This window comes from Novosphingobium resinovorum, assembly GCF_001742225.1.
GTDB classification, from domain to species: Bacteria; Pseudomonadota; Alphaproteobacteria; order Sphingomonadales; family Sphingomonadaceae; genus Novosphingobium; species Novosphingobium resinovorum_A.
Window position 1 is genome coordinate 1,715,486 of the sequence record NZ_CP017076.1, and the last position, 12,410, is coordinate 1,727,895.

The 12,410-nt window shown below is 67.5% G+C and carries 13 protein-coding genes; 11 read left to right on the forward strand and 2 right to left on the reverse strand.

Annotated elements, in window-relative coordinates; genetic code table 11:
• Window positions 1-61: 61 nt before the first annotated feature.
• The gene (locus BES08_RS24850) at window positions 62-1,549 is read right to left on the reverse strand and encodes a tetratricopeptide repeat protein (protein WP_036526538.1); all 1,488 of its coding nucleotides are present in this window, start codon (window positions 1,547-1,549) and stop codon (window positions 62-64) included.
• Between the two features lie 20 nt (window positions 1,550-1,569).
• Between BES08_RS24850 and BES08_RS24855 the strand changes: the two genes are divergently transcribed.
• From BES08_RS24855 to BES08_RS24905, 11 genes are all read left to right on the forward strand, one after another.
• Window positions 1,570-1,887: a putative quinol monooxygenase gene (locus BES08_RS24855; RefSeq protein ID WP_036526536.1), complete on the forward strand. Its 318-nt coding sequence runs from the start codon at window positions 1,570-1,572 to the stop codon at window positions 1,885-1,887.
• On the forward strand, window positions 1,884-2,663 hold the full coding sequence (locus BES08_RS24860; protein WP_036526533.1) for an SDR family NAD(P)-dependent oxidoreductase: 780 nt from the start codon (window positions 1,884-1,886) through the stop codon (window positions 2,661-2,663). Before BES08_RS24855 ends, BES08_RS24860 begins: the two co-directional genes overlap by 4 nt.
• Window positions 2,660-3,421 carry an SDR family NAD(P)-dependent oxidoreductase gene (locus BES08_RS24865; protein ID WP_036526532.1) on the forward strand — a complete coding sequence of 254 codons (762 nt, stop codon included), beginning with the start codon at window positions 2,660-2,662 and terminating at the stop codon, window positions 3,419-3,421. Before BES08_RS24860 ends, BES08_RS24865 begins: the two co-directional genes overlap by 4 nt.
• 28 nt (window positions 3,422-3,449) lie before the next feature.
• A complete protein-coding gene (locus tag BES08_RS24870) occupies window positions 3,450-3,908 on the forward strand; it encodes a cupin domain-containing protein (RefSeq protein WP_036526531.1) in 459 nt (152 codons plus the stop codon).
• Window positions 3,905-5,203, forward strand: coding sequence for a M24 family metallopeptidase (locus BES08_RS24875; protein ID WP_036526529.1), 1,299 nt, complete (start codon window positions 3,905-3,907; stop codon window positions 5,201-5,203). The genes BES08_RS24870 and BES08_RS24875 overlap by 4 nt, the downstream gene beginning before the upstream one ends.
• Window positions 5,204-5,234: 31 nt before the next feature.
• Entirely contained in the window at window positions 5,235-6,239 is a 1,005-nt protein-coding gene (locus tag BES08_RS24880) for a thiamine pyrophosphate-dependent dehydrogenase E1 component subunit alpha (protein WP_036526528.1), read from the forward strand.
• A gap of 15 nt (window positions 6,240-6,254) precedes the next feature.
• A complete protein-coding gene (locus BES08_RS24885) occupies window positions 6,255-7,247 on the forward strand; it encodes an alpha-ketoacid dehydrogenase subunit beta (protein ID WP_036526527.1) in 993 nt (330 codons plus the stop codon).
• Between the two features lie 9 nt (window positions 7,248-7,256).
• Window positions 7,257-7,499, forward strand: a complete 243-nt coding sequence (locus tag BES08_RS24890) for a biotin/lipoyl-containing protein (RefSeq protein WP_008830797.1) — start codon at window positions 7,257-7,259, stop codon at window positions 7,497-7,499.
• Window positions 7,500-7,575: 76 nt separating this feature from the next.
• Window positions 7,576-9,918 carry a membrane-bound PQQ-dependent dehydrogenase, glucose/quinate/shikimate family gene (locus tag BES08_RS24895; protein ID WP_051586883.1) on the forward strand — a complete coding sequence of 781 codons (2,343 nt, stop codon included), beginning with the start codon at window positions 7,576-7,578 and terminating at the stop codon, window positions 9,916-9,918.
• Between the two features lie 49 nt (window positions 9,919-9,967).
• Window positions 9,968-10,837 carry a 3'-5' exonuclease gene (locus BES08_RS24900; RefSeq protein ID WP_051586882.1) on the forward strand — a complete coding sequence of 290 codons (870 nt, stop codon included), beginning with the start codon at window positions 9,968-9,970 and terminating at the stop codon, window positions 10,835-10,837.
• A 61-nt stretch (window positions 10,838-10,898) separates the two neighbouring features.
• Window positions 10,899-11,099 (forward strand): hypothetical protein, encoded by a 201-nt coding sequence (locus BES08_RS24905; RefSeq protein ID WP_197524502.1) that lies wholly within the window; start codon window positions 10,899-10,901, stop codon window positions 11,097-11,099.
• Window positions 11,100-11,210: 111 nt separating this feature from the next.
• Here BES08_RS24905 and BES08_RS24910 read toward each other — a convergent pair whose 3' ends face one another.
• Window positions 11,211-12,356, reverse strand: a complete 1,146-nt coding sequence (locus BES08_RS24910) for a TetR/AcrR family transcriptional regulator (RefSeq protein ID WP_051586881.1) — start codon at window positions 12,354-12,356, stop codon at window positions 11,211-11,213.
• Between the last annotated feature and the right edge of the window lie 54 nt (window positions 12,357-12,410).

Sequence of the window (12,410 nt, forward strand, 5' to 3'; positions counted from 1 at the left end):
CCAGGGCGGTTTGCGCAGCGCTGGATTGCTTCGCTCCGCTGGCAATGACGAAGGTGGAGTTTCAGGGCAGCTTGTGCGCGCGGCCGATGCCCTTGGGGACGAGGTCGAAGGCGAAGCTGATGCGTTCCTTGTCGCCGCCGAAGGGCAGCGTGGCGTGCCAGAGATACGAGGGGAACAGGATCATCCGGCCCGCTCGGGGCTGGTAGGTGACGGGCGTGCCGCCGCCGCCCAGTTCCTCCGGCAGCAGGCCGATCGCGAAGGCACCGTCTTCACCCTCGAACTGTGGATAGTAGACACCCGAGAGCCAGTTGGGGGCATGGATATGCGAGCCGACTTCGCCGCCGGGGCGCAGGATCGTGCCCCACAGGGTCAGGCTCCATTCCTCGGGCAACGCGTGGAGCAGGGGGTGGTCGGCGGGTTCCTCGGCAAGGCGTGCATGGGCACTGGCGAGATGATCGCGGGCGATCCGTGCAAGGGCGCCGATCGCCGGGCTCCGCGCATCGACGAGGTCGGCGCTCTGGCGTCCCTGGCGGGTCACGAGGCCCTCCGGCTCGAACGTCAGCGAGGGGTGAGCACGCAGTTCCTCCACCAGCGCGGCGTTGAACGTCGCGAGGTCTTCGAAGCCCGGCGCGGCGTCGATGTCATGCACGGTGACGAAGCGGTCGAGCGCCATGATCCGTTCGCGATCGCCGGTCCAGCCGAGCTTCTCGAAGGCGGCGAGGGCCAGCGCCACCGGCGTGGTGACGCTCGGCTGCGTGGCGACGAGTTTACCGCAGACGCCCAGCGCATCGCGCTCCTGCCCGCCGCGGATCATCGCCCGTACCAGATTGATGCCGAGCGCATGGTTGGGCTGTGCCGGATCGAAGGCGCGGCGCAGCACATTCACCGCACCTGTGTAATCGCCGGCCCGCTCGCGCATGAGGCCAAGCTGGTTTGCCGCGCGTGGGTTGCGGGGCTGTACGCGCAGGATTTGCCCGACGAGGCTTTCCGCCTCGCCCCCCTGACCGCAGGCGGCGAGCGCATCGACAAGGTTCAGCGCCGTGTCGAGGTGCCCGGGCCGCAGTTCCAGCGAGCGCCGGTAACGGCTCACCGCCTCGCCGTGCCGTCCGAGCCGCGCCAGCGCGACCCCCGTATTGTTGAGCGCATCGGCGCTGTCTCCGGCCTGCGTCAGCATCTCCAGCGCCTCGTCGTATCGCTCCGCCGCGATCAGGCAGGAGCCGAGATTCGCCAGCGTTGCGGCATGTCCGGGGCGCAGTTCCAGCGCGGCGGCGAAAGCCTGCAGCGCCTCCTCGTAAGCGCCTGCGTTCTTGAGCGCGACGCCCAGGTTCTGCCGGCGTCCGGCATCACGCGGATCGGCGGCGCAGGCATCGCCGAAGGCGCGCACCGCATCTTCCATGCGCCCGGTACGCTGGGCGACGATCCCGGCCAGTGTCAGCGCATCGGCATCTCCCGGCTTCGCGGAGAGCAGGCGGTCCACCAGGGGCCGGGCCGCCACCGGGTCCGGCCCCTGCGCGACGCGCGCCGCTTCGGCCAGCATTTCCCCCCACATGACGAAAGGTCCTCTCCGATATGATTGGTGTCATCATGCATGTCCGCACGAAGCCGGACAAGACGCAGCGCTTCATCGAACTGACCACGCAACTGCAGAAGGACGTGCGCGCCAACGAGGCCGATACGCTGCTGTTCCAGGTCATGCAATCGCGCGAGGACCCGAACGCCTTCGGCTTCACCGAGATCTTCACCGACATCGCCGCCAAGGAAGCGCATGCGAACCGGCCCTACCACGTCGCCATGTCGGCGGAGGGCTACGCCTGCCTCGACGGCGACCCCGACATCCGCGTCTTCGACCTTCTGGGTGAAGCCGCCAAGGCAGGAGTTCACGCATGACCGGTTCGCTTGAAGGACGCATCGCCCTCGTCACCGGATGCACCGGCGGCATCGGCAGTGAGATATCGCGCCAACTGGCCGAGGCAGGTGCGACCGTCATCGGCGCCGACCTCCCCGCCGAGGCAGGGGGCTGGCAGGGCGATTCCTATCTCTCGCTCGACGTGACCGACGAGGTATCCTGGCAGTCGGCGATCGGCGCGGTGGAGGCGCAGCACGGGCGGCTCGACGTGCTGGTCCATGTCGCGGGCATTGTCGTCGTCGAGAAGATGGAGAACACCACCATCGAGCAGTGGCGCAAACAGATGGCGGTCAACGTCGATGGCCCGTTCCTCGGCACCAAGGTGGCGGCGCAGCTCCTCCGGCGCTCGGGCGAGAGCGTGCCGCACGGGGCTTCGGTGATCGTGATCTCATCGGTCGCGGGCAAGATCGGCTCGCCGCTGCACGTCGGGTACTGCACCTCCAAGGGCGCGGTGACGCTGTTCGTGAAGGCCTGCGCGATGGAGTTCTCCGCGCTGGGCTACAAGGTGCGGGTCAACTCGGTGCACCCCAGCGGCGTCAAGACCGGCATGGTCGACCACATCCTCCAGCGCATCGTCGACAACGGTTTCGCCGCCAGCGTCGAGGAAGCCGCCGCCGGGCTCGCCCCCGCGCACCCGATCGGGCGCATGGCCGATCCCATCGACGTCGCCAAGACCGTGCGCTTCCTCGCCTCCGACGAGGCCGGGTACATGCACGGCTCGGAACTGATCGTCGATGGCGGGTTCACCGCGCAATGAGTGGGCTCAGCGGAAAAGTCGCCGTGGTGACGGGCGGCACCAGCGGCATCGGCGCCGCCGTATCCAAGCTGCTGACCGAGGCGGGCGCAAAGGTCGCGGTGTTGTCCGAGGTGCCGCAGGCCGATCTCGACAAGGCGGTGGCAAGCGGCACGCTCGCCCATGCGGCGCACGTGGACATCGCCGATGCCGCTGCCGTCGCGGCGGCTGTGCAGGGCATCGAAGCGGCGCTCGGTCCGGTCACGCTGCTGGTCAACAACGCGGCGATCTGGGCGCCCAACCCGGTGCCCGAAAGCAGCCTCTCGCTGTTCGACCGGCATATCGACGTCAATCTCAAGGGCAGCTTCTACGTCACGCAAGCCGTGCTGCCCGCGATGATCGAGGCGGGCGGCGGGACGATCGTGTTCATCGGTTCGGTCAGCGGCACGGCGGGCCGCGCGGGCGACAGCGCCTACAGCGCTTCCAAAGCCGGGGTCGCCATGCTGGCGCGCACGCTGGCGGCGGAGCTGGGCCCGAAACGCATCCGCATCAACTGCGTGTGCCCCGGCGCGGTGGCGACGCCGCTGACCGCGAACTTGCGCACGCCGGAGGGCGAGCAGGCCATCGCCGCGTTGATGGACGGCCATCCCAGCCCGCGCCGCCAGTTCTTCATGGACCCCGAGCAGATCGCCCAGCTCGTCTGCTTCCTGCTCGATGACAAGTCGAGCGCGCTGCACGGCGCGGTCATCCCCGCCGACGAAGGCCTTACCGCAACGATGTAACCCGACCCGCTACGAGAGGATAACAACCATGACCGCTTTGCACGATGCCGGAAAACTCGGCGACCTCATCGTCAACATCAACGACTGCCACGAAGTCGCGCTCGGCACCGGCACCACGATCCGGCTGCTGCGCTACAGCGAGGAGACCGGCGACTGGGTCCTGTGGGTCCACATGGAGCCCGGCGCGACCTTCGCCCCGCACTGGCACCTTGGCCACGGGCAGTATTTCGTGACCAAGGGCGAACTGATCTACGACGTCGGCTCAGCGCCTGCGGGGACTTACGGCTACGAACCGATCGGCTCGCGCCACAACGAGGCGCGCTGCGACGAAGTGACCGAATATCTCTTCATGGGCCACGGCGCCGTCGCCTTCCTCGACGAGGTGGGCGAGATCCGCTTCATCCTCAACCACGAATTCCTGCGCGACGTGGCCAAGGGCGAAGTGATCTCCAACGTTGCCAACGAGGGGCTGGAGGAAGCGGCATGACCGCACCCTCCAACCCCCGCGCCGACCGGCTGCGCACGATGATGGCGGCGGAAGGGCTCGACGCGGTCGTGCTCAGCCACCCGCATGATGTGCGCTATGCGGTGGGCTATCACTCGATCCTCGAACGCTGGCAGCAGATGGAGCCGATGGCTGCCGCGATCGTCTATGCCGATCCGGCCAAGCCGCTGACGCTGGTGATCCCGGAGGCGAACCTCGGCCTCGTCGCGGTGCTCAACAAGGACGGCGACGCCTGCACCTTCGGCGAGGTGCGGACGTTCGACATGCTCAACTTCTGCGAGGTCAGCCGCTACATCGACCCCGACCGCAACGGCGGTCAGCTGGCCGAGGACGCCGCCGGGATGATGGGTGCGATCAGGGGCAGTTGCCAGCCCGACATCGCCGCCGCCATTGCTTCGGGCCTTGCCGATCACGGCATGGCGGGCAAGGCGATCGGCTTCGACGAGCACCGCGTCTCCGCGCGGATCACGGCCGCCGTGCCGCATGCATATTCCGACGTGCTCGACTTCATGATGCGCGTGCGGGTGGTGAAGACCCCCGGTGAACTCGAACGCTATCGCAAGCTGGGCAAGCTGGCGGACCGCATCATCGCTCACGCCGGATCGCTGCTCCACGAAGGCGCGGACTGGAACGACGTGCAGGCGCGCATCTGCGATTTCATGGTGCGCAACGAAGTCATCCCCGTGGACGAGGGCGCGATGCTGTTCGGCGGCGCCTACGAAGCGGACGAGTTCATCCCCGACTTGTTCCGCACGCGCGGCAACCGGGCCTTGCGGCGCGGCGACATCGTGATCCTGGAGACGCAGGGCATCCACGACGGCTTCTGGGTGGATATCAACCGCACCGCCGTCGTCGGCAAGGCCAGCGCCGAGTACCGCCACCAGCATGACGTCCTGCGCGATGCTTTCCTGAAGATGGTGGACCACCTGCGCCCCGGCGTCTCCACCGCCAGCCTGCCCGCGATCGGCTATGAGCACCTGAAGGCGGGCGGCATCGCCACGCCCGAGAAGCTGCTGGTCGTGGCGCACGGCATCGGCCTGATGCCGCTGGAAATCCCGCTGCCCTTCCCGGCAGCGGGGCTGGCCGGGGTCAAGCAGGGCTTCGTGATGGAGGAGGGGATGCTGATCTCGCTCGACAGCCTCTACTTCGGCGCGAAGCTGGGGCCGTGCCACATGGAGAACGTCTACGCGATCACCGCGGGCGCTCCCGAACCGATGTACGCGGCCCCGCTCGAACTGTTCGAGGCGGTGACGCCCGAGCCTGCGAACGCAGCATGACCCCCCGATTTGCGCATACAAGGAGAGAGCGATGACCGCCATCGGCGACAACGACCGCAGGCTTGAGAAGTACCGCCGGATGCAGCGCATCCGCCAGTTCGAGACCAAGGCCGAATCCATCCATGCTGCGGGCGAAATCCCCGGCGCTCTGCACACTTATGCGGGGATGGAGGCTTCGGGCGTCGGCGCCTGCATGGCGCTGCGCGACGACGACTACATGGTCGGCACGCACCGCAGCCACGGCCATCCGATCGCCAAGGGATCGACGCTGCGCCCGCTCATGGCCGAACTGCTCGGCAAGGCGACGGGCGTGTGCAAGGGCAAGGGCGGCTCGATGCACTTGTCCGATTTCGCGATGGGTAGCCTGGGCGAAACCAGCATCGTCGGCTCCGGCGGCCCGGTTGCCGCAGGTGCAGCATTGGGCGCGAAGCTGCAGGGGCTGGACCGTGTGGCGCTGTGCTTCTTTGGCGACGGCGCCTCCAGCGAAGGGGCGATCCATGAAGGCATGAACCTTGCCGCCGTGTGGAAGCTGCCCGCGATCTTCGTGTGCGAGAACAACCGCTTCGGCATGTCCACGCCGACCTCCGCCGCCGTGGCGGGCGTCAATGTCGCGGACCGCGCGCACGGCTACGGCATCCCCGGCGTCATCGTCGACGGGCAGGACGTGGACGCCGTCGAGGAGGCCGTGCGCGATGCGGTGGACCGCGCCCGCGCGGGCAAGGGGCCGACGCTGATCGAGACCAAGACCTACCGCTACCGCGACCACGCGGTGAACATGGGCCGCGACCTCACCCCCCGCGGGCCGGAGCATGATGACTGGGTCGCCCGCGATCCGATCACGCTCTACCGCGCGCGCCTGCTGGCCGATGGCGTGGCCGAGGGCGATCTCGACGCCATCGACGCGGCCATCGCGGACGAAGTGACGGACTCGCTGAACTTCGCGCGCGAGAGCGCATACCCGGCCTTCGAGGAGGCCTTCGACCACGTCTTCGTCGATCGCCTGCCGATCCCCGACGACGTTCTGGCGCACGCCTGAGAAGGAACCGCAACCATGGCCAAGATCACTTTCCTCGAAGCCATCCAGCAGGCCCAGGCCGAAGAGCTGGAGCGCGACGCCCGTGTCTTCATGATGGGCGAGGACATTCGCTGCAACGTCTTCGGCACCACCACCGGCTTCGTCGAGCGTTTCGGCGAGGAGCGCATCCGCGACACGCCGATCTCCGAGAACGGCTTCATCGGCGCGGCAGGCGGCGCGGCGATGGTGGGCATGCGGCCCATCGTTGATGCGACGCTGTCCTCGTTCCTCTATCCGGCGATGGACCAGATCTGCTCGATCATCGCCAAGTCCCGCTATATCTACGGCGGGCAGGCGAAGTTGCCGCTCGTGCTGCGCTCCTGCATGTTCTACGGCAACTCCAATGCTGCGCAGCATTCGGACCGGCCCTACCCGATGTTCATGAACATGCCGGGCCTCAAGATCATCTGCCCCTCCGATGCCGCCGATATGAAGGGCCTGCTCAAGTCCGCGATCCGCGACGACGATCCGGTGATGAGTTTCGAGGACGGCACCTGCTGGATGAACAAGGCCGACGTACCTGACGATCCCGACTTCCTGATCCCCATCGGCAAGGGCGACATCAAGCGCGAAGGCACCGACATCACCGTCGTCGCCATCGCCGGCGGGGTCAACGTCGCGCTGAAAGCGGCGAAGCAACTGGCGGGCGAGGGCATCTCGCTGGAAGTGATCGACCCGCGCACGCTGGTCCCGCTCGACCGCGATCTGATCCTGCGTTCGGTGCGCAAGACCGGCCGCGCGATCTGCGTCGATCCCGCGAACAGGACCTGCAGCGCCGCCAGCGAGATCGCCGCCACCATCGTCGAGGAGGCGTTCGAGGCCCTGCGCGCGCCGGTGGTTCGGATCACGACTCCCGATACGCACTTGCCGTTCAGTCCGCTCATCGAAAAGCCGCTCTATCCCTCGGTGGAGCGCATCGTGAGTGCCGCCAGGCGCCTCGTAGGTGCCGCCGAGTTCCAGTCAGCCTGAGGAGCGAACATGGCCGAATTCACGATGGTCCTGCCGCAATACGGCATGGGGATGCAGGACGGCGAGATCGTCCGCTGGCTCAAGCAGCCGGGCGACGCGGTCGAGGAAGGCGAGAATCTCGTCGAGGTGGAAGCCGCGAAAACCACGGTGGAAGTGCCATCCCCTGTCTCCGGCACGCTGCTCCGCATCATCGCCGGAGAAGGTGAAACGATCGACGTGCGCGAACCGATCGCGGTGATCGAGACGGGGTGATCCACGTCCGAAAGGCGATCAACGGCACCGGGCAAGGCCCGGGATAACGCAGACGTTCCGGGAGAGGACGCGAGGGATGAAGGACGGGAAGGAAGGCCGCTGGCTGTGCTGGTCGGCTGGGGCGGTGTTGTTCGCCATCGGGGCGGTGCTGGCCGTGGGCGGGATAAAACTGCTGACGCTGGGCGGATCGGCCTACTATCTGGCTGCCGGGGTGGCCTGCGCGGTGTCGGGCGTGCTGCTCTGGAGGGGCGACCGGCGAGGGCTCTGGCTTTACGCGGCGATGCTACTGGCCACGCTGATCTGGGCCTTCTGGGAGGTTGGGGCGCAGTTCTGGCAACTCCTGCCGCGCCTTGCGGGGCCGACCGTGATCGGCGCTTTTCTCGCGCTGCCGTGGCTGCGCCGCCGACTGACCGCCGCTTCGGATGCCGGTACGCGTTGGGGGCTGGGCTCGGTCGTGCTGGTCGCGGCTCTAGCGCTGACGGGAACCTTCCTTACGGTGCCGGTCTTCGATGTTTCCGCCGGTAGCGTGGCCAAGTCTGCTCCGGCAAGCCCGGCCAGCGCGGAGTGGACCGATTACGGCGCGAACCTGTCCGGCACCCGCCATTCCCCGGCTGCACAGATCACCCCGGCCAACGCTGCGAAGCTGGAAAAGGCGTGGTCGTTCGAGACGGGCGACACCAAGGCGAAACGACCGGAGATCAAGTCCATTTCCTTCATGGCGACGCCGTTGATGGTGGACGACAAGGTCTATTTCTGTTCGCCTACCGGCAAGGTCTTCGCGCTGGATGCGGACACGGGCAGGCAAATCTGGCTGCGCGACCCCCGCACTAACATCGGCAATGCGCAGATGCTCAACTGCCGCGGCGTATCCTACCACGCCGCTCCCGCTGGCACAGGATCATGCGCCAAACGGATCATCAGCATGACCGTGGACGGACGCCTGCTTGCCAGCGATGCCGGCACGGGTGCGCCTTGCGCCGATTTCGGCAAGGATGGCTCCGTGAACCTCGACGAAGGGCTCGGCCAGGTCGATCCCTTGCGGTCCTACTCGTCCTCGCCCCCCGTCATCGTCGGCGACGTTGCGGTGCTGGGCTCTTATGTGCGCGACAACTACACCAAGGACGATCCATCGGGCGTGGTGCGGGCCTACGACGTGAAGAGCGGGCGGCTGCTCTGGGCATGGGACAGCGGACGGCCCGACGATGCCCCGATGCCCGGCCCCGGCGAAAGCTGGACGCGTGGTTCGGTCAACGCCTGGAGCGTGTTCAGCGCCGATCCCGCGCTGGGGCTGGTCTACCTGCCGACAGGGAACGCCACGCCCGATCATGTCGGTACGCACCGTTCACCGATGCTGGAGCGCTACGCCAGTTCCATCGTCGCGCTCGACGTCAGGACGGGACGGATGCGCTGGCATTTCCAGACGGTACACCACGACATCTGGGACTATGACATGCCCGCGCAGCCGGTGCTGTTCGACTACACCGTCGGTCGCCGCAAGATACCCGCGCTTGCTGCACCGACCAAGCGGGGCGAGATCTTCATCCTCGACCGCGCCACCGGCCGTCCGTTGACAGGCGTGGAGGAGCGCGCCGTGCCTCGCGGCGGCATCCCGGGGGAGCGCTATTCGCCCACCCAGCCTTACGTGAAGGGTTTCGCCTCCTTCGCGCCGCCGCCGCTGACGGAGGCGGGCATGTGGGGGGCGACGCCGATCGACCAGATGTGGTGCCGCATCCGTTTCCGCTCGCTCGACTACAAGGGCATGTTCACCCCGCCTTCCGAGCGCGGCATGATCCAGTGGCCGGGCACTTTTGGCATTCTCAACTGGGGTAGCGTCAGCATCGATCCCGCGCGCCAGATCATGATCGTCAATTCGGCGGCGATCCCTCAGGAGGTACGCCTGTTCCGCCATGGAGCCGATACCGACCGTCCAGCCTTGGCGAAGGACTCGCACGCGCCGGGCTATCTGCCGCAATACGGCACGAACTACGGTGTCAGCCTGCTGCCGATGCTCTCCCCGCTGGGCATTCCGTGCGAGGCGCCGCCATGGGGCAAGATTGCCGCCGTCGATCTGAAGACCGGCAGAATCGCGTGGAGCCGCACCTTCGGCACGTCCGCCGATACCGCACCGCTGGGCATTCCGGTGCCGGGGGCGTTCAACCTGGGCGGCTCTGCGAACAGCGCGGGCGGGGTGACCTTCATCGGCGCTGCGCTCGACAACTACATGCGTGCCTTCGATACCGCGACGGGCAGGGAGTTGTGGCGCGACCGCCTGCCGGCAGGCGGGCAGGCGACGCCGATCACGTATGTTTCGCGTAGGACCGGACGGCAGTATGTCGTCATTGCGGCAGGCGGACATGCCTACATGGGTACGACGCCGGGAGACAGCGTGGTCGCCTTCGCATTGCCGAAAGCGCGATAGGGCTCGGGGGTGTCTCGCGCAGGAGGCACCGGTTTGCTAGGGTGGAGGCATGACCTCGCCGATCCCATCGCTGCCCACTGCCGTCCCGGATGCCCCCGACTTCGTCGTTATCGACGTGGAGACGGCTTGTTCGCGCGTCAGCAGCATCTGCCAGGTCGGCATCGTGGGCTTTCGCGACGGGCGCGAGGTGATGGCTTACGAGACATTGGTGGATCCTCGTGACGAGTTCTCCCCATTCAATGTCGGCATCCATGGCATCACCGCAGGCCATGTTACCGGGCAGCCGACCTTCGGCGAAATCCATGCCGTGCTCGACGGGCATCTGAGCGGCCGGATTGCGGTCGCACACTCGGCTTTCGACAAAGGGGCTCTGGCCGCCGCATGCCGGCTGAGCGCGCATCCGCTCATTGAGACCGAATGGCTGGACAGCGTCCGGGTGGCCAAGCAGGCCTGGCCGCAGCTATCGAGCCATCGTCTCAACGTGCTCGCACGGTTTCTCGGGATAGAGCACCGGCATCACGATGCCTTGAGCGATGCCCGCGCCGCCGGGATGGTGATCGTGAAAGCCATCGAGCACACCGGCATCGACCTGAAGGGCTGGATGACCAGGCCTGCGCGCGCCAAGCCCAAGCCGCCCCTGCCCGCCTCGGAGGGGCCCTTGAGCGGGGAGCGGGTCGCAATCCTGGGTGAAGCGCTCGACGGCAAGCTCGCCGCTGCCGTGGCGGCGGCGGGTGGTCGGGTCGTGCGGTCGGTGGGCATGACCACCACTTTGCTGGTGATCGCCAAGGCGCAACCCTACGGCCGTTGGGTGGAGGCCAGCCCGATGCATCGCCGCGCGCAGGAGCTTCGCGAGGCCGGTCGACCAGTTGCCGTCGTGTCCGAGGACGCGCTGCGGGCAAGGCTCGGCCGGGCAACCTGAAGCGGGCATAACCCCGCCTCGCGGATGGACGCATGCAGGGACAGGCGGTTAACGGCCGCCGATGAGTATCATTGCCACCATCATGAATTCGAGCACGGGTCAGCCGATCCAGAAGATGAAGTTCGAGCGGATGCCCAAGCCGTGGGTTACCCTGCACCTGGAAAGCGGAGAGCAGGTCACCGCCGACCGCGTCCATGTCGGCAAGCCCGCGCCGGGCAAGTTCATCGCGCCCGTCGAGGTGTGGGTAACGCCCAAGGCCTGATCGAGGCTGCGCGCTGCGGGGAATGGATCGCGCCGGTCATCGCGGCATGATCCGCAAGCGGCGACATGGACCGACATAAATCCACATGCATGACAGGCTCGAAATCCGCCTTTAGGCCACGTCGCGGGCCAGTCCCACCATCACGCCGAGTTCGCTGCGGATTTGCGGAGCGATCTCTTCGGGATGCCCGGCATGGGCGCGCAGTTGCGACGTCAGGAAGCCGGAGAACAGTGCTGCTTCGGTGACGCCGACCCGCCGCCGCGCGCCGACAAGGTCCTGCAGCGCGCCGTGTGAAGTGCGGCCGCGCAAGTAGCGCAGCTGGGCGCCGAACTGGCGCAACGAAGCATCGCGCGCGGTGGCGACCAGAAGTTCGTCGCGGCCCCGGGCATTGCCGCCGCGCTGCATCATCCCGGCCAGGTCGCGGGCCAGAGCGTCGGCCAGATCACGAGCCGTGTCGCGCGCGGGGGCTTCGGCCTGCAGGCGCTCGACGTTGGCGCGGTAGAGCCCCTCGAACGCCGCTTCGAGCAGCGCGGGCTTGGTGCGGAACTTGTGTGACACCGTGCCCAACGTCAGCCCGGTGCGTTCGGCGACGGCGCGGTGAGTGAGGCGGGCGAGCCCGTCCTCGTCGATGATCCTTGCGGCGGTTTCCACGATGCGGGCGGCCGTCTCGTCCCGGTCGGGCAGCACGGGCATCGAGCGCAGGGCCGCCTCGCGCGCGAATTCGCGCCAGGGCGCAGCGGGCAGGGCAGTGCCGGTCAGCCATGCGCCGAGCGTACGGGCGGTTTCGTCGAGCGCGGCGCGGTCGACCAGGCGCCGCCAGCGGATCATGTGGAAGAAGCTCTCGTTCTCGAACACGCGCTGCGCAACGATGCTGTCTGCACCTAGGCCGAAGCGCCGGCTCGCCTCGCTCCAGAACCGCTGCCACAAGGCGGCCCATTCCCGCGCCGCATCGCCGAAGAGCGGGGACTGGTGCGCAAGCAGCTGGCATTCGCGCCAGGCGAAGGCCAGCCCGCGCTGCTCCTCGCACCAACCGTCGGTGATCTGCGCAAAGAATCCTGCGAAGGCGGCGGGCGACGCGTCCAGCCCGTCGAACTGGCGGCACTGGCGGTCGCACCACAGCTTCGCCTCGACCAGACACTGCCGCTGCGAGGCCAGCAACAAGTGTTCCAGAGACCCGAAGTGATGGTAGATCGAGGAGACCGGCGCTTTGGTCAGCCCACTGATCCGGCGGGCGGACATACCCGCTGCGCCGAGCATTTCCCATTGCCCTGTGACTACGGTGATAAACCGGTCGAATGACGATGATTCCGC

Excerpts from the sequence above, each read along its gene's own strand:
- BES08_RS24850 (WP_036526538.1), bottom strand. The coding sequence starts at position 1,549 with ATGTGGGGGGAAATGCTGGCCGAAGCGGCGCGCGTCGCGCAGGGGCCG.
- BES08_RS24855 (WP_036526536.1), top strand. The coding sequence starts at position 1,570 with ATGATTGGTGTCATCATGCATGTCCGCACGAAGCCGGACAAGACGCAG.
- BES08_RS24860 (WP_036526533.1), top strand. The coding sequence starts at position 1,884 with ATGACCGGTTCGCTTGAAGGACGCATCGCCCTCGTCACCGGATGCACC.
- BES08_RS24865 (WP_036526532.1), top strand. The coding sequence starts at position 2,660 with ATGAGTGGGCTCAGCGGAAAAGTCGCCGTGGTGACGGGCGGCACCAGC.
- BES08_RS24870 (WP_036526531.1), top strand. The coding sequence starts at position 3,450 with ATGACCGCTTTGCACGATGCCGGAAAACTCGGCGACCTCATCGTCAAC.
- BES08_RS24875 (WP_036526529.1), top strand. The coding sequence starts at position 3,905 with ATGACCGCACCCTCCAACCCCCGCGCCGACCGGCTGCGCACGATGATG.
- BES08_RS24880 (WP_036526528.1), top strand. The coding sequence starts at position 5,235 with ATGACCGCCATCGGCGACAACGACCGCAGGCTTGAGAAGTACCGCCGG.
- BES08_RS24885 (WP_036526527.1), top strand. The coding sequence starts at position 6,255 with ATGGCCAAGATCACTTTCCTCGAAGCCATCCAGCAGGCCCAGGCCGAA.
- BES08_RS24890 (WP_008830797.1), top strand. The coding sequence starts at position 7,257 with ATGGCCGAATTCACGATGGTCCTGCCGCAATACGGCATGGGGATGCAG.
- BES08_RS24895 (WP_051586883.1), top strand. The coding sequence starts at position 7,576 with ATGAAGGACGGGAAGGAAGGCCGCTGGCTGTGCTGGTCGGCTGGGGCG.
- BES08_RS24900 (WP_051586882.1), top strand. The coding sequence starts at position 9,968 with ATGACCTCGCCGATCCCATCGCTGCCCACTGCCGTCCCGGATGCCCCC.
- BES08_RS24905 (WP_197524502.1), top strand. The coding sequence starts at position 10,899 with ATGAGTATCATTGCCACCATCATGAATTCGAGCACGGGTCAGCCGATC.
- BES08_RS24910 (WP_051586881.1), bottom strand. The coding sequence starts at position 12,356 with ATGCTCGGCGCAGCGGGTATGTCCGCCCGCCGGATCAGTGGGCTGACC.